11 protein-coding genes are annotated in these 16,407 nt (G+C 69.7%); 8 read left to right on the forward strand and 3 right to left on the reverse strand.

What is annotated here, in order from left to right:
• Window positions 1–160: 160 nt before the first annotated feature.
• Complete coding sequence (locus DB354_RS07535; protein WP_107834834.1) at window positions 161–3,289, reverse strand: hypothetical protein; 3,129 nt, start codon at window positions 3,287–3,289, stop codon at window positions 161–163.
• A gap of 280 nt (window positions 3,290–3,569) precedes the next feature.
• On the opposite strand from DB354_RS07535, the gene DB354_RS07540 reads away from it, so the two are divergent.
• The 6 genes from DB354_RS07540 to DB354_RS07565 all read left to right on the forward strand — a co-directional run bounded on the left by DB354_RS07540 (window position 3,570) and on the right by DB354_RS07565 (window position 10,684).
• Window positions 3,570–5,030, forward strand: coding sequence for an efflux transporter outer membrane subunit (locus tag DB354_RS07540; RefSeq protein ID WP_107835027.1), 1,461 nt, complete (start codon window positions 3,570–3,572; stop codon window positions 5,028–5,030).
• Window positions 5,031–5,043: 13 nt separating this feature from the next.
• Window positions 5,044–6,336, forward strand: coding sequence for an efflux RND transporter periplasmic adaptor subunit (locus tag DB354_RS07545; RefSeq protein WP_107834835.1), 1,293 nt, complete (start codon window positions 5,044–5,046; stop codon window positions 6,334–6,336).
• Window positions 6,337–6,339: 3 nt separating this feature from the next.
• A complete protein-coding gene (locus DB354_RS07550; protein ID WP_107834836.1) occupies window positions 6,340–7,050 on the forward strand; it encodes an ABC transporter ATP-binding protein in 711 nt (236 codons plus the stop codon).
• Entirely contained in the window at window positions 7,047–8,261 is a 1,215-nt protein-coding gene (locus tag DB354_RS07555) for an ABC transporter permease (protein ID WP_107834837.1), read from the forward strand. The genes DB354_RS07550 and DB354_RS07555 overlap by 4 nt, the downstream gene beginning before the upstream one ends.
• 366 nt (window positions 8,262–8,627) lie before the next feature.
• Complete coding sequence (locus DB354_RS07560; RefSeq protein WP_107834838.1) at window positions 8,628–9,278, forward strand: response regulator transcription factor; 651 nt, start codon at window positions 8,628–8,630, stop codon at window positions 9,276–9,278.
• Window positions 9,275–10,684, forward strand: a complete 1,410-nt coding sequence (locus DB354_RS07565; protein ID WP_233256582.1) for an ATP-binding protein — start codon at window positions 9,275–9,277, stop codon at window positions 10,682–10,684. The genes DB354_RS07560 and DB354_RS07565 overlap by 4 nt, the downstream gene beginning before the upstream one ends.
• Window positions 10,685–10,946: 262 nt before the next feature.
• On the opposite strand, the gene DB354_RS07570 is transcribed toward DB354_RS07565, so the two are convergent.
• Together DB354_RS07570 and DB354_RS07575 are read right to left on the reverse strand one after the other, a co-directional pair.
• Entirely contained in the window at window positions 10,947–13,127 is a 2,181-nt protein-coding gene (locus DB354_RS07570) for a molybdopterin cofactor-binding domain-containing protein (RefSeq protein WP_107834840.1), read from the reverse strand.
• Window positions 13,124–13,603: a (2Fe-2S)-binding protein gene (locus DB354_RS07575; protein ID WP_107834841.1), complete on the reverse strand. Its 480-nt coding sequence runs from the start codon at window positions 13,601–13,603 to the stop codon at window positions 13,124–13,126. Before DB354_RS07575 ends, DB354_RS07570 begins: the two co-directional genes overlap by 4 nt.
• 190 nt (window positions 13,604–13,793) lie before the next feature.
• Here DB354_RS07575 and DB354_RS07580 point away from each other — a divergent pair, with 190 nt between their 5' ends.
• A complete protein-coding gene (locus tag DB354_RS07580) occupies window positions 13,794–14,309 on the forward strand; it encodes a hypothetical protein (RefSeq protein WP_146180147.1) in 516 nt (171 codons plus the stop codon).
• 284 nt (window positions 14,310–14,593) lie between these two features.
• A complete protein-coding gene (locus DB354_RS07585) occupies window positions 14,594–16,399 on the forward strand; it encodes a GAF domain-containing sensor histidine kinase (protein WP_107834843.1) in 1,806 nt (601 codons plus the stop codon).
• Window positions 16,400–16,407: the final 8 nt, after the last annotated feature.

Here is a 16,407-nt window from a genome sequence, read left to right on the forward strand (position 1 = left end):
GTTGTAGCTTCGTTCCCTAATGCGCCAAAGGTCGCGCAAAGCCGACATGGCTTCGCGCCGCCCGCCTCAACCGGCCGCCGCGGCGGCGCCGCCCACCTCCTTCCCGCCGGCCCGCCGCGCCGCGCGGGCGCAACCGTCTCCTGCCCCGCACCTCACCAGCTCAGGGTTGCTTTTTCGCGCCAGGCTTCGCCGCGTCCGCCGCGTTCTCCGCCGGCATCGGCTTCGGCGTCGCCGCCTGCGCCAGCATCCGCTGCCAGTGTCCCACATCCATCTGCTCCAACGTGCCGCCAAAATGCACCGGGACCGCGAGCCACGTGTAACCCATTCCGTCCGCCGCGTTCACCGGCAGTCCCGTCTTCGTCATCAGCTCCGCCAGCTTCCCATTCGTCCCCAGCTTCAAATCGAGGCTCAGCGGCCAGCGCCGCATCGACTCCCCGCGCCGCTCCTCCAGTCGCCCCACTCCCGTCAGCCGCACTTTGCCGGCGTTCAACGCCAGGTCCGTCACCCGCACCACACCGTCCCGCCCCCACGTCGCCGCCAGCGAGAGGTCGCTGTAGCCGAGCTCCGCGAGCGGGTACGTGAAATCCAGCACCGCCTGCGTCTGCGCGTCGGGTTTCGTCAGCGCCAGGTTCGTCCGCGTCCGGCGATCAACGCCAAAGAGCCAGCCCACCGCCGACCCCACCGAGCCCATCGCGTCGGCCACCGGCGTCGCTTTCTCCGGCTCCATCTCCAGCGTCCCCGCCCGCAGAAACCGCACGATGCCGCTCTTGCTCGTCAGCCGGATGTCCTGCCGCGCCTGCGCGACAAGCTCCGCCAGGCTCGCCCCCGTCGAGACCAGCGTCCGCTCCAGCTTGAACTTGCCTTCAAATGCCGGCCGCCGGCGCTCGTCCTCCGTCCCGAATACCGTCGCCGCGTCCACCTCGTCCGGCCCGAGCGTGAACGCCATCCGGTACGTCGGCGTCGCCGCCGGGTCGAAGGTCACTTCGCCGGTCACGCGCCCTTCCACGTCCTTGCCCAGGACATGCCGGCCATACGTCACCTTGATCGTGCGCTCCTCGACGTACGCCGTGGCCTCCACGCCGCGAAATTCGTCCGCTCCCACCCGCAACCGCTCCAGCGCCAGCGCCACGCTGCCATACGCATCGCCCCAGAAGGGTCGCACCAGCGCCGCCCTGCCGCCATCTCCGCCGTTGGCTCGGCCTGCGTTGGCATTCGCCGCCGCAACCGCCGCCCCACCCCGCGGCTGCACCAGCGCTGCCATGGGACGCAGCAGCGCCAGGTCGAGCTCCTTGCCGTGCAGCTTCAGCACCGTGGTCGCGCCATAGCTCGACGGCGCCCACGTGCCTTCCGCCGTGAAATCCGAGGTGCGTCCGCTCCAGTTCGCCACCACTGGCACTTCGAAGCTCAGGCGCTGGTCAGTCGCTCCGCTCACCTTGACCGTCGCCTTCACGCGGTCCTGCTCCCGCGCCCCGCCCAGCGTCAGCGTCGCCTCGGTCGTCAGCGTCGGCCCCACGCTCAGCGTAAACGTCCCTTCGAGCTTGCGCGCCGTCGTCTTCGCCGCGGCCCCGCCCCAGCGCTCGAGCCGTCCCGCCCAAGCGTCGAGCTGCGCCTTCAGCGTGCCCGTCCAGACCGCCGGCCGCCCCGGTCCGGCGCCGCCGCTTCCCGTTCCCTCCAAAACCAGCAACTCCCGCCCGCCGCTCGCGACCACCAGTGGCGCGTACCGACACGTCCAACCCGCCGGCGAGTGACTCGCCTCCAGCCCGAGGCTCACATCCAGCCCGTCCGCCACCACCCGGCCGCCCTGCGCCACCGCCACGCCACGCGCCGTCAACCGGCCCACCGGCCGCAACGCAAACCCACCGTCCGGCGTTGGCGCCACCCCCACCTCGCCCGCCAGCTCCCCCGCCGTGAACTGCCATCCTGCCGTCGGATCCGGCAGCCAGGCGAGCGGCAGCGCCTCCAGTTTCACCTTCAGCCACTCCTTCGCCGGCTCGGCCACCGTCAGCTTCCTGTCGCCCGCCTCGTATGTGAAACGCTGTCGCAGCTCCACCGTCGCGATCGGCCGGGCGCCCGCGACCGTCAGTTCCAGCCGCTCCACGTCCCACCGCGTGCCCCGCCGCCGCGCAGCCACCTGTGCCACCAGCGGTCCTTCCGGCGCCATCCGCGCCAGCAACGGACTCAACCCAGCCAGCCGGCCGGTCCGGCCCACCAGCCGTCCCTCCACGCTAAGGTCGCCGTTGCCCGCATCGATCTCGAGCCGCCCTTGCCCATTCAACGCCGTTACGGGCCAGGTTTCCGCCTGCGCCAGCAGCGCAAAATCCTCCGCCGTCAACGCGAGCGTTGCCTCGGCCGCGAACCCGCGCGTCGCCACCGTATAGCCGCCGTGCACCGTCGCCAGCGTCCGCCCGTCCCGCGCCAGCGTCACCGCGTACGTCTCACGCCCGCCTTCGCCCCGCGCCGCCGCCGCCTCCACCGCCAGCTCCGGCGCCGTCTGCAGCGGACCGCCTTTCGGCACCACCGTGCCCGTCCACGCGAGCCGGCTCACCGTCCGCGGCGTATCCATCCGCACCGCCAGCGTGCCACGCAGGGTCACCTCCACCGGCCGGTTCTCCGCATCGACCCGCATCGTCTCCGCCGCCACCGCCAGCGCGCTGTCGCGCCCGGCCGCCAGCGGACCACCCTGAAGTGACACCTCCATCCGCCGTGTGGTCGTGCCCGTCGCATCCCGCCGCACCACGGTCCCGGCGAGTTCCACGCGCTCGGTCGCGAAGTCCACCGGCAGCCGCGTATCCACAAAGCCACGATGCAACGCCTCCGCCACCCAGCGCAGGCTCCCGGGCACCGCGTGCTCCGGCCCCGCCGCGGTCCCACTCGTCGCCGGCACCGTCGCCAACGGCGCGGCCACCGCTGGCCCACCGCCCGCCGGCGTCCCTCCGTTCGCGCCTCCGGAGGCCGCCAACTCCAGCGTCCAGCCCTTCGCCGTCAGGCGCTGCAGCCGCAGCTCCCGCCGCCACACGCTCTGTAACACCGGCAGCTCCGCGCTCACTTTCGGCGCCGTCAGCACGTGCCCGCCACGTTCCACGCGCACGCGCTCGATCTCCATGCGCCCAAACCGCGCCCAGCAGGAATCAAACGACACCCGCACGGCCGGGAGCTTCGCCAGCTCCCGCCGCAGCAGCCATCCTTGCACCGGCGGGGCCAGCAGCACGGCCGACGCCACCGCGCCAAGCGCCGCGGCCAGCAGGGTGAGCGTGATCAGGGAGCGAACGAGGAAGCGGAGGATGTTCACGTGGCAGCCGGAAGCACGACGCCTTTCTGCCCGCGAAGTTCCCCGCTGCCAACCCATTGCCTCGCCCCCGATCATCTTTCCACCGAAAATTCCGAAAACCTGCGCGCAAGCCCCCCCAGTCCCGGGCTCCTGTTTACTGTGCGGTTTCCGCGAGTCGCGACCTGGCCGCAAGATGCGCAACTCCGGGACGTTACCCGCGGCGCGACGGCGCCGCCATCCCGGCTTCATCTTCCCTAAAGGTTCGACCTGCTACCGTCACGTCGCGCTAACCCGCAACGTGATGCTCTCCGCCCTCCCATATCGTCCCTTCCGCTTCGCCTCGCTCCTCGTGCCGCTCGCCGTCGCCGGCTGCGCCACGGCCACCATCCGCGGCGTCAGCGACGCCACCACCGCCGCGCCCACCCAGTGGCAGCAGGCATCCTCGGCCAACGCCACCCCCGGCGCGCTCGACACCGCGAGCCTCACCACGTGGTGGACCCGCCTCAACGATCCCGTTCTCAACCAGCTGATCAGCGACGCCCTCGCCGGGAGCCCCGACATCCGCACCGCCGTCTCCCGCATCGAGCAGGCCCGCGCCGCCCGCGGCATCGACCGCGCCGCCCTCCTGCCATCCGTCTCCGCCGGCGTCTCCGGCCAGGGCTCCCGCACCCGCAATCGCGACGCCAACACCACTGCGCGCTCTGAGTCCTACAGCGGCTCCCTCGACGCCGCCTGGGAGATCGACCTCTTCGGCCGCAACTACCAGACGCTCGTGGCCGCCAACGCTGACCTCGCGCAAGCCGCCGAAAATCTCCACGCCGCCCAGGTCTCCCTCGCCGCCGAGGTCGCCACCACCTACGTCAGCCTCCGCTCCGCGGAGCTCCAGCTCGCCATCGTCGAGCAGAGTCTCACCACCCGCGCCGAAACCACCCAGCTCACCCAGTGGCGCGAACAGGCAGGCACCGGCGACGCCCTCGCCACCCAACAGGCCCTCGCCACCCTCGAGGAAACCCGTGCCTCCATCCCCACGCTCCGCACGTCCGTCACCGCTGCGCGCAACCAGCTTGCCGTCCTCGCCGGCCGCACCCCCGGCGCCTACGACGCCCTCCTCGCCTCCGCCCGCCCTCTTCCCACCGTCCCCACTAACCTCGCCGTCGGCATCCCCGCCGAAACCCTCCGCCAGCGGCCCGACATCCGCGCCGCCCAGCATGCCGTCGAAGCCGCCGTCGCTCGCCGGAAGAGCGCCGAACGCAACCGCCTGCCTTCCCTCAGCCTCTCCGGCTCCATCGGCGTCGAGGCCCTCCGCGCCGGCGACCTGTTCTCCCCGCAGGCGTCCCTCGCCAATCTCGTCGGCAACCTGACCGCCCCGATCTTCGACGCCGGCCGCCGCCGCGACACCGTCGTCGTCCAGGACCAACTCGCCCGCCAAGCGCTCATCGCCTACGAGTCCGCCGTCCTCTCCGCGCTGAGCGAGGTCGAGAACGCCCTCGTCGCCGTCCAGCATACGAGCGAGCGGCTCGAGAACCTCAACCGTGCCACCACCGCTGCCCAGCAGGCCGCCGACCTCGCCCGCCTGCAGTTCGAAGCCGGCACCGTCGACATCCTCACCGTCCTCGACACGCAGCGCACGCTCCTGTCGCTCCAGCGCGAGCAGGTCAGCACCGCCGCCGACCAGGCCACCGCCCACATCACGCTCTACAAGGCCCTCGGCGGCGGCTGGTCCGCCTCCGCCTCCTTCGCCGTCTCCACTTCCACCCGCTGATCCCTTTTCCGCCATGCCTAATCCGTCCAAACCCGATCTGGCCGCCATCCTCCAGTCCGCCGCACCCAACAAGGGCCGCAGGCTCCGCTACGCGCTCGCCGCCGGCCTCGTCCTCATCGGCCTCGTCGTCTGGTCCGCCCTCGCCCAGAAGGCCCGGGCCCAAAACCAGCCCGCCCCGTTCGCCACGGAACCACTCGCCCGTGATAGCATCGCCCTGACCATCACCGCCACCGGCAACCTCGAGCCCACCAACGAGGTCACCGTCGGCTCCGAACTCTCCGGCACCACCCTCGAGGTGTACGTCGACACCAACGACCACGTCACCAAGGGCCAGCCGCTCGCCCGCCTCGATACCAGCAAGCTCACGCAGCAGACCGAGGTCAGCCGCGCCACCCTCCGCTCCGCCGAGGCCAGCGTCGCCCAGGCCAAGGCCACGCTCCAGGAAACCCAGGCCACCCTCGCCCGCGCCAAGGAGCTGCGCCGCCTCAGCAACGGCAAACTTCCCTCGCAGGCCGACTACGACGCCGCCATTGCCGCCGCCGACCGCGCCCAGGCCGCCCTCCTCACCGCCGAGGCCGCCGTCGCCCAGGCACAGGCCCAGGTTCGCGCCAACGAGACCGATCTCGGCAAGGCCATCATCAAGTCCCCCATCGACGGCATCGTCCTCACCCGCGCCATCGAACCCGGCCAGACCGTCGCCGCCTCCTTCACCGCCCCCGAGCTCTTCGTCATCGCCGAACAACTCGAGCACATGAAGCTCAAGGTCTCCGTCGCCGAGGCCGACATCGGCCGCCTCAAGGCCGGCCAGAAGGCCACATTCACCGTGGATGCCTGGCCCGACCGTTCCTACACCGCCACCGTCCTCAAGGTCGCCTACGGCTCCTCCGTCACCAACAACGTCGTCACCTACGAAACCGAGCTCGAGGTCGACAACGCCGACCTCAGCCTCCGCCCCGGCATGACCGCCACCGCCGACATCCGCGTCGCCGAGTCCACCAATGTCTTCGTGGTTCCGCCCGCCGCCCTGCGTTTCGACCCCGCCACCGCCACGGCCACCCTGCAGGCCACCGCGCCCAAGAAGTCCTTTGTCCAGAGCCTCATCCCGACTCCCCCGCGGCCCGCCGCCAAGGTCGACCGCAAGGGTGAAACCGCCAAGAGCGGCGCCGGCAATGCCCGGGTCTGGGTTCTCCGCGACGGCCAGGCCCAGCCCGTTCCCGTCCGGCTCGGCCTCACCGACGGCCGCAAGACCGAGATCTCCGGCGCCCAGCTCGAACCCGGCCTGCCCATCATCGTCCGCGCCCAATAAGCCATGGCCGTCAAACCTCTCATCGAGCTGCGCGCGCTGACCAAGACCTACGGTCAGGGCGACGCCGCCTTCGAAGCCCTCCGCGGCGTCGACCTGAGCATCCATCCGGGCGAGTTCGTCGCGGTCATGGGCCCCAGCGGCGCCGGCAAATCGACGCTCATGAACATCCTGGGCTGCCTGGATACTCCCACCCGCGGGCAGTATCTCTACGAGGGCATCGGCGTCGAGACGCTCACCGCCGACCAGCGCTCCCTCCTGCGCCGCCACGCCCTCGGTTTCATCTTCCAGGGGTTCAACCTGCTCGCCCGCACCAGCGCCCTCGAAAACGTCGAGCTCCCGCTCCTCTACCGCGGCCTCAAGCGCAAGGAGCGCCACGACCTCGCCCTCGCCGCCCTCACCTCGGTCGGCCTCCCGACCAAGCTCCGCAATACGCCCGCCGAGCTCTCCGGCGGCCAACAGCAGCGCGTCGCCATCGCCCGCGCCATCGTCACCAACCCGCTCACGCTCTTCGCCGACGAGCCAACCGGAAATCTGGATACGACCACCACGCGCGAAATCATGGAGCTCCTCGTCCAGCTCAACGAGCAGCGCGGCATCACCGTCATCATGGTCACCCATGAGGAGGACGTCGCCGCCTACGCCAAACGCCACATTCACGTCCGCGACGGGCTCATCGCGTCGGACGCCGCCAACTCCCACCTGCGCCGGTCATGATCCTCAACGCCTTCAACATCGCCCTCCGCGAGATCCGCCGGAACCTCACCCGCGCTTTCCTTACCGTCCTCGGCATCATCATCGGCGTCGCCGCCGTGATCACGATGGTCACGCTCGGCCAGGGCGCCACCGAGTCGGTCAAGCAGCAGATCTCCAACCTCGGCAGCAACCTGGTCATGCTCCGCCCGGGCATGGGCTTCGGCCCGCGCTCCGCCTCCGCCGGCGTCCCCAATTTCACCGAGGCCGACGTCACCGCCCTCCGCGAGCAGATCCACGGCATCGCCGCCCTTGCCCCCATCCGCAGCACCTCGCTGAGCACGGTCTACCGCCAGGAGGCCCGCAGCACCTCCGTCACCGGCTCCACCGTCGACTACTTCACCATCAACAAGTGGACCCTCGCGGACGGCCGCTGCTTCAACGACACCGAGGCCCGCACCGGCGCCGCCGTCGGCGTCATCGGCAACACCGTCCGCCGCGAACTCTTCGGCACCGAGAACCCGATCGGCGCCAAGATCCGCGTCGGCAACTCGAGCATCGAGATCATCGGTGTCCTCGCCGCCAAGGGCCAGATGGGCATGGGCGACCAGGATGACACCATCATCGTGCCACTCGCCACCATCCAGCGTCGGCTCATCGGCCGCACTTCGTCGCACGACATCAGCATGATCAGCATCTCCGCCGCGGATGGTGTAAACAGCACCGCGCTGATCGCCGACATCACCTCGCTCATGCGGCAGCGGCGCAACCTGCAGCCCAATCAGGACGACAACTTCAACGTCTTCGACACGCGCCAGATCGCCGACACCCTCAGCTCCTCCACCAAGATGATGACCACGCTCCTCGCCGCCGTCGCCGGCGTCAGCCTCATGGTCGGCGGCATCGGCATCATGAACATCATGCTGGTGTCCGTCACCGAGCGCACCCGCGAGATCGGCATCCGGCTCTCGATCGGCGCCACCGCCCACGAGGTTCTGCTTCAGTTTCTCATCGAGGCGGTCACGCTCTCCTGCATCGGCGGCCTCATTGGCATCCTCCTCGGTTTCCTGCTCTGCTTCGGTCTCGCCCAGGTGATCCACGTGCCGTTCGCCTTCAACTCGCAGATCAACCTCATCGCCTTCCTCTTCTCCGGCGGCATCGGCGTCCTCTTCGGCTTCACCCCCGCCCGCCGCGCCGCCCGCCTCGACCCGATCGACGCCCTCCGTCACGAGTAAGGTCTTTCTCTTGCTCTTCCTCTTTCTCTTACTCCCCTGCTCGGGCGGCCGGAGGGCCAGCCGTCCGAGCAGCAGGGGAAAAAAACGAGGAGAGTAAGAGGAAGAGAAAGAGTAAGAGTAAGATCCCAAAAAACCGTTCTCGTTCTCATTCTCTTTTTCGTTCTCCCCCATCCGTCGTCCTGCGTCAGCCTCTCTCAATCTTCCGTCCTCCCGCCCGTCGTCCGTCCCCCAATCGCCCCCCAATCCCCCAAGAGAACGAGAACGAGAAAGAGAACGAGAACGATTTCGCCTCCGGCCACTTTCACTTTCACTCTCACTTTCACTCCGACGGCCACGCCGGCCCCTCACTCCCCCACTCCCTCCCCGATGCGCCTCCTCGTCATCGAAGACGACCCCGCCCTGCAGGCCACCGTCGCGAGCATTCTGCGCGAGGAGGACTACGCCGTCGACGTCGCCAGCGACGGCGAGGAGGGGCTCTTCAAGGCGCAGGCCACCGCGTACGACGCCATTATCCTCGATGTCCTGATGCCCAAGCTCGACGGCTGGGGCGTCCTCCAGCAGTTGCGCCAGACCTCCAGGGTCCCCGTGCTCATGCTCACCGCGCTCGATGACACCCGCAACCGGGTGAAGGGACTCGACCGCGGGGCCGACGATTACCTGCCCAAGCCGTTTGATCTCGAGGAGCTGCTCGCCCGCATCCGCGCGCTCATCCGCCGTTCCGCCGGCCAGCCAAGCCCGGTGCTGCGGCTCGGCGAACTCACCCTCGACACCGCCGCGCGGCGCGTGGAACTCGCCGGCACCGAGGTCCCGCTCACCGCCCGCGAGTACTCGCTGCTCGAGTACCTCGCGCTCCACCGCGGCCAGGTCGTCAGCCGCACCGAGCTCTACGAACACCTCTTCGACGAGGACGACGACAGCCTTTCCAACCTCCTCGACGTGCACGTCTCCAACCTGCGCAAGAAGCTCGGCCGCGACCTCATCGAGACGCGCCGCGGCCTCGGCTACTGCCTCCCTTGAACACGCCCTTCCACTCCATCCGCTGGCGCATCCAGGCGTGGTACAGTCTCATCCTCCTCGCGGTCATCCTCGCCTTCTGCGCCACCGCGCACCAGCTCGCCCGCGACAACCTCGAGCGCCGCGTCGACCGCGACATCTTCCGCGCCGAGCGCGCCGTCTTTCACACGCTGATGGCGGCCTTCGAGGCGCAAAGCGGCGGCACGCGCCCGTCCTCGCCCCGCGAGGTCATGCAATTCCTGAGCTCCGGCGCCCAGCCGCCCGCCATCCCCTTCGGCGCGCAGTTCCAAAGCACCGACGCCGGCTTCGTCTACTTCGCCATCGCCGAGACCGATGGCCGCGTGATTCTCCGCTCCCCCAACGCCCCGGCCGACCTTGCCTTCCCGCCGCGACCACCCAGCGAGGGCATGGACGAAATGCGCCGCGTCGGCACCCGCCGCGAACAGGTGAAGGGCACGCCCGAGGGCATCCGCGTCCTGATCGGCCGCGATGCCACGCCGGAGGACGAGGACATGCACCGGCTCACCCTTTCCCTCGTCGGCCTCGGCCTCGGCGTCTGGGTGGTCGGCCTGCTCGGCGGCTGGTGGCTCGCCGGTCGCGCCATCAAGCCGATCGCCGCGATCAGTCGCGCCGCCTCCCGCGTCGCCGAGGGCAAGCTCGACGAACGGATCCGGTCGTCCGGCACCGCCAGCGAGCTCGACCAGCTCGCCCGCCTGCTCGACGAAACGTTCGCCAAGCTGCACGCCACGTTCGAACGTCAGCGCCGATTCACCGCCGACGCCTCGCACGAGTTGCGCACGCCGCTGACGATCCTGCTCTCCGAAACACAGCGGATTCTGAAGCGCGAGCGCACCGGCGAGGAGTACCGGCAGTCGCTCCAGACTTGCCACGACGTGGCGGCCCGCATGCGCCACCTGGTCGAGTCGCTTCTCCTGCTCGCCCGCCAGGATAATGGCGAAGCGCCACCCGCCCCGTGTGACCTTGCCGCCATCGTCGGCGAAACGCTCGACCAGCTCAGCCCGCTCGCCGCCGAGCGCGAGATCCGCATCGTGCGCGACCTCCGCGCCGCCCCGCTCTCCGGCAACGCCGCCGCCCTCGCGATCCTCGCCAGCAACCTCATCGTGAACGCAATCCAGCACAACCGCCGCGGCGGCGAGGTTCAGGTCAGTACTGCGCAGGAGGACGACCACGTCGTCCTGCGCGTCCGCGACGACGGGCCGGGCATCGCGCCCGAGGATCTCCCCCACGTCTTCGAACGTTTCTACCGCGCCGACAAAGCCCGCACCGGCACCTTCGGCCACGCCGGGCTCGGCCTTGCGATCGCCCACGCCGTCGTCACCAACCACCGCGGAACCCTCACCGCCGAGAGCAAAGACGGAGCGATCTTCACCTGCCGCCTGCCAAGGTAGGGCGCGCCCCCCTCTCTTTCTCTTACTCTTCCTCTTTCTCTTGCTCTTCAGGGCACTGTGACGCGGCCCGCCCCCGCGTCGCCCCGGGGAGGGTCGGAGAGTAAGAGAAAGAGGAAGAGCAAGAGAAAGACCGCAGTCCTCCGGCCGAAGAATCCGGAACCTGCAACCTTCAAACCTGCAACCTGCCAACGCGGCGCCGCTGCGCCGCCTAAACTCCGCGGCGCTTCAGCTCCGCGGATCGCGGCTCGGATCCGCTTACCCGTTAAACCTTACCCCTTAAACTCCGCGCTTCAGCGCCTCGGATCGCCGCGGAAATCCGCTCCCGCGTCATCGGGAGCCGGTCGATCTCCACCCCGGTCGCATCGTGCACGGCGTTCGCCAGCGCTCCGCCCATCACGATGATCGCAGGTTCGCCGCCGCCTTGGGCCGGGATGTCGTCCGCGGGCACGATCAGGGTCTCGATCTTCGGCATCCAACTGAAGCGCGGGATCGTGTAACCGTCGAAGTTCGTGTCCTGCACCGCCCCCGCGTCGAACCGCACCTCCTCGGTCAGCGCGTACCCCAGTCCCATCATGATGCAGCCTTCCATCTGGATCGTCGCGCCCTGCGGGTTCACCACGACGCCCATTTCCTGCGCGCACACCACACGCTTCACCTGCACCGCCCCCGTCGCACGATCCACCGCCACTTCGGCGATCGTCGCCACGTAGGAGCCCGAATCGATCCCCAGCGCCACGCCGAAGCCGCGTCCACTCGGTCCTTTCGCCGGCTGCCAGTTGGCCTTCTCCGCCGCCGCCTTGAGCACGCGGATCATCCGCGGATCGGTGAGATGCCGGAACCGGAACTCGACTTGGTCCACCCCCGCCAGCGCGGCGAGGCGGTTCAGGTGCAGCTCCCGCGCAAACGAGTTCGTGTTGCAGCCGGGTGCGCGCCACGCGCCGACGCGGAACGGATGCACCCCCGCCGGCCCGCTGAAGTTGCCCACCGAGGTCGTGCGATGGTTCGCGAACGAGTAGAAATGCGCCGCCCCGCGGTCGCCCGCGAACCGCACTTCGTAGTCCCAGAACGCCACGTTGCCCGCGGCATCCAGTCCCGAGTCGATCCGCACCACCGCCGCCGGACGGAACGTATCCAGGAAAAACTCCTCCTCGCGCGTCCACATCACCTGCACGGGCCGGCCCGTCGCCTTCGCCAGCCGCGCCGCCTCCACCGCCTGCTGGTTCGCCGACTTGCCACCAAACCCGCCGCCGACGAAGGGGGTGATCACGCGGACTCTCTCCACCGGGAAACCGACTGCATCGGCAATCTCCTCGCGCGCGCCGAACGGATTCTGCGTCGAGGCCCACACCGTCGCCTTGTCGCCTTCGATCCGTGCCAGCGCCGTGTGCGTCTCCATCGCCGCGTGCGCCACATAGGCGTTGAGATACCGTCCGGAAAGCGTGCGCGCCGCCCGCTTCCGCCCCGCATCGAGGCTGCCGCCCGAGGCCGCGACCCGCGCCGGCACAGCCGCCTTCTCCAGATGCTCGAAGATCGTGCGGTCGTTCAGCGTCGAGGGTGACGGCGTCCACTCCGCCTTCACCTTCCCCAGCGCATCCTCCGCCACGTCCGGCAACGCGTGCAACACCGCCACCAGGTCGCGCTCCTGCACCACCTGCACGCCCGCGATGGCGCGGGCATCGGCGAAATCGACGCTCTTCAGCGTCGCGCCATGCGCCGGCGCCCGGAGCGGCCGCGCGTAAAGCATGCCGGGCAGGCGCAGGTCGCCCGTGTACTGCGTCTTGCCCGTCACCTTGTCGCGGGCATCGCGCCGGAGCAGCGGCCGGCCCATAATCTTGAACTCCGCCGGCGTCTTCAGCACCGGCTTCACGTCCAGACGCCGCTCGATTCGCTGGCCCTTGGTCAGTTGCCCGTAGCTGACGTGCCGCGCGCGGTCGGCCCGCACGTAGACCACGCCTTGCTCCACGACGAGCTCCGCCACCGGCACCGCCAGCGCGACCGCCGCCAGCTCCAGTAGCACGCCCCGCGCCTCCGTCGCCGCCGCCCGCCAGAGCGGCCCAAAACTGCGTGTCGTCAATGAACCCCACGTGCCGGCATCGAACGGACACAGGTCCGTGTCGCCCATGACGATGTCGACGGCGTCAACCGGCACGTCCAGGTCCTCTGCTAGCATCTGCGGCAGCGAGGTGACCGGCCCCTGGCCCATCTCGATCTTGCCGGTGAAACAGGTCACGCGGCCGTCCTCGCCGATGCGCAGGAAGGCATTGAAGTCCGTCGGGATCTTCGGCCGCGCGCGCATCGGCCGCGCCGCTTCGGACTCCGCCGCGAACGCCAGTTCGTTCGCGACGATCCAGATCATGAGCCCGCCGCCGAGCTGCTTCAGGAAGTCGCGGCGGGAAGGACGGCTGCTGAAATCAGTCACCGGCTGCGAAGCGGGAGTGTTCATGCGCGGGCTCCTTTCATGGCTGCAGCGGCGGCCGCGATCGCATCCACGATGCGCGGGTGCGCCCCGCAGCGGCAGAGGTTCTGATCCATGCCTTTCACGATGTCCTCGCGCGTCGGCGCCGGATGCTGCCGCAGGAAACTGTACGCCGTCAGGATCATACCCGGCGTGCAGAAGCCGCACTGCAGCGCGTCGTGCGCCACAAACGCCTCCTGCAACGGATGCAGCCGGCCTTCGCGGGCCAGGCCTTCGATGGTGGTGACGCGTTTGCCGGCGACCGACTTGACCGCCACCGCGCAACTGCGCACGGCCTCGTCGTTCACGAGGACCGTGCACGCCCCGCACTGGGCGATGCCGCAGGAGTACTTGGTGCCGGTGAGGGCAAGATCGGTGCGCAGGACCCAGAGCAGCGTGCGCTCCGGGTCGACGTTCACGGTCACAGGCTGGTCATTGAGCTGAAACGCGAGGGTCGCAGTCATGCAGGGGCGGATATGAGGGTGACGAAGGCAGCGATCCGGGGACCCGGAGAGTGACGCAGCCGACCGGGGCAAGGATGCGCCGACGCGAACGTGATCCGGCGCTCCGGCGCTGAAAAACCGAAATTCCGCCGCCCCGGCACCACCCGGGATCGACTTGCCGTACGGTCCCGGCGTCTCCGGTATTCGGGCCGTGTCCTCCACCCCGTCCGCCCCCGAATCCTCGCCACCCGCCGCCCTCGCGGCCGGTCCGCGCTGCCTGGTCCTCACCGGCACCGCCCGATCGGGGAAAGCGCGCTGGCTGGTGGACGAGATCCGGCGCGTGCAGGCCGAGCGCCCCGGCACGCGTTGCGCCGTCCTGAGCGCCGAACTCAGCCCCGCCGACCTGAAGCAGATCGCGCAGGCGCTGCCGGAGGTCGCGCTGCACCGCCTTTTCCTGCCGTGCCTGTGCTGCCCCGGCGCCGCGAACCTCCCCGGCGAGGCAGTTAAGCTGATCGAGTCGGCGCGCGCCGACTGGCTCGTCGTGGAACTGCCCGTCGTCGCCGCGACCGGTCTCCTCGCCGAGCTCACCGCCGCGCTCCATTGGCCGCGCGAGTTCGTCGTGTGCCTTGACCCCGCCTGGGCCGCGGCCCGCGCCGCCGACACCCTCCCGCCCTTCCACGCCCTGCTCCTCCAGAGCGCCGATCGCGTCGTCTCCGTCCCGCGCTGATCCCCGCCACTGTCACGCAATACGTGACACCTTCGGGCCGGCAGCGGGCCGGAAACTGTCACGTAATACGTGACACTTTGCGCCGACTGTCCGGCGCATCCGCGCCCCGCGCCGCCCCACGTTTTACGAGGAGAAATGACCCGGTCCGCGCGCCGGAACGGCGTCGGAACGCCCGGACCGAGTGTCACGCAATACGTGACACTTTCCCGGGTCGCCGGACCGCCCGAGTGTCACGTATTGCGTGACACTTCGGGGCGCGCGCGGATACGCTGCGGAGTCCTGCCATGCCCCCCTCACCGTCGTCCCCCTCAGCGTCGCGCGGCGCCCTGCTTTCGCTGCTGATTTTCGCGGGCAGTGTCGGGGTCATGGGTTGGCTGCGGCTCGTCGTCTTTCGCCACACGCACGTCACGCTCACGTACGGCCTGCCGCTCCTGCTCTGCCTGTGGCACCCGAGCCGGCGGCTGCTGTGGACCATGACCAGCGCCTTCGTCGCGTTGTCGGCCTACAAGGCGTTCGCGATCCTAACCTTCGAAGCAGGCTACACCATCGCGGCGACCACAGCGCAGTGGGTCATGCAGCTCGTGAACATCATCGCCGTGGCCGCCGCCGTGCACGTGGTCCTGCGACATCGCGAGCAACTCGCCGAACGCCACCGGCAACTTGAATCGACCAACCACCAGCTGCTCGAGCGCGAGGCCGAGATCGCCCGGCAGAACGAAGAGCTCCAGGCCCAAAGCGAGGAACTGCAGGCGCAGGGAGAGGAGCTCACGACGCAGAACGAGGAGCTGATCCGCCGCGCGACCGAGGAGCAGGCCCAGACCGACAAGCTGCACGCCCAGGCGGCTGCGCTGCAGACGCTCAATGCCCGGCTGGTGCAGCGCGAGGCGATGGTCACCACGCTCCTCCAGGCCTCGCAGGCGCCCGGTGGCGGCGTACCCGACACCATCGCCGGCCCGTTGCTCGCGCTGTTCCAGGGCAACGCCGACGCGGTGGCGATCGTCGAGGCCGTCGGGGAACAGCTCCGGGTCATCGCGTTCGCCGGCCCCACCGACTTTGTCCCCCGCGGCGGCCCGCTCGCCGGATCCTTTGCCGCCGCGGTCATCGCACAGCGCCGCACCGCCTTCGTGGCCGACCTCGTGGCTCGCCCCGAACTCTCCGTGCAGGCCGGCCCCCGGGTCCCATTCCGCTCGGTCCTCGGCACGCCGCTGCGCCTCGGCGACGGCGTCGCCGGCGCGATCGAGGTGTATGCGTCAACACCGCGACCATGGACCGACGAAGACTTCCACGTCGTCGAATGGGCGAGCTCGCAGTGCTCGCTGTTCGTGCAGGTGCGGCGGCTCAACGCCGAGCTGCGCGCCATCAACTCCCAGCTCGACGGCCTGGTCGTCGCCCGCACGGCCGAACTCCGCCGTGTCGTCGCCGAGCTCGAGCACTTTTCCTACACCATCACGCATGACATGCGCGCGCCGCTGCGCGCCCTGCAGGGTTACAGCACGCTCGTGCTTGAGCAGAATGGCGACCGGCTCGACGCCGAGTGCCGCGCCTATCTCGACCGCATCAACGCCGCGGCCAGCCGCATGGACCGGCTGATCACCGACGCGCTCAGCTTCACCCACGCGGCGAAACAGGACCTCCCGCTCACGCCCACACCGCCGGCGCCGCTGCTCTGGGAGATGATCGCCTCCTATCCCAATCTTGGCCCCGCCGCGGCGACCATCGAGATCGTCGGCGACCTTCCCGCCGTCATGGCCAACGAGGCCGGGTTGACCCAATGTTTCTCCAACCTGCTCGGCAACGCGGTGAAGTTCGTCCCGCCCGGCCGCCGCCCCGAGGTGCGCATCCGGGCCGAGCGCCGCGGCGGCAACGTGCGCCTCTGGGTCGAGGACAACGGCATCGGGATTCCGGCAGAGTCGCAGCCACGCCTCTTCGCCATGTTCCAACGGCTCCACCGCGAGTACGAGGGCACCGGCATCGGACTCGCCCTGGTGAAGACCGTAGTCGCCCGCATGGGCGGCACCGTCGGCGTGGAATCGTCCGCTGGACAAGGCAGCCGGTTCTGGTTGGAACTGCCGGCCGCTCCCGCCTCCTGAACCTGCTC

The organism is Opitutus sp. ER46 (genome assembly GCF_003054705.1).
Classification (GTDB): domain Bacteria; phylum Verrucomicrobiota; class Verrucomicrobiia; order Opitutales; family Opitutaceae; genus ER46.

Bases quoted from the DNA above. Each gene is read 5' to 3' on its own strand.
- DB354_RS07550 (WP_107834836.1), top strand. From the start codon at position 6,340: ATGGCCGTCAAACCTCTCATCGAGCTGCGCGCGCTGACCAAGACCTAC.
- DB354_RS07545 (WP_107834835.1), top strand. From the start codon at position 5,044: ATGCCTAATCCGTCCAAACCCGATCTGGCCGCCATCCTCCAGTCCGCC.
- DB354_RS07585 (WP_107834843.1), top strand. From the start codon at position 14,594: ATGCCCCCCTCACCGTCGTCCCCCTCAGCGTCGCGCGGCGCCCTGCTT.
- DB354_RS07540 (WP_107835027.1), top strand. From the start codon at position 3,570: ATGCTCTCCGCCCTCCCATATCGTCCCTTCCGCTTCGCCTCGCTCCTC.
- DB354_RS07555 (WP_107834837.1), top strand. From the start codon at position 7,047: ATGATCCTCAACGCCTTCAACATCGCCCTCCGCGAGATCCGCCGGAAC.
- DB354_RS07560 (WP_107834838.1), top strand. From the start codon at position 8,628: ATGCGCCTCCTCGTCATCGAAGACGACCCCGCCCTGCAGGCCACCGTC.
- DB354_RS07575 (WP_107834841.1), bottom strand. From the start codon at position 13,603: ATGACTGCGACCCTCGCGTTTCAGCTCAATGACCAGCCTGTGACCGTG.
- DB354_RS07570 (WP_107834840.1), bottom strand. From the start codon at position 13,127: ATGAACACTCCCGCTTCGCAGCCGGTGACTGATTTCAGCAGCCGTCCT.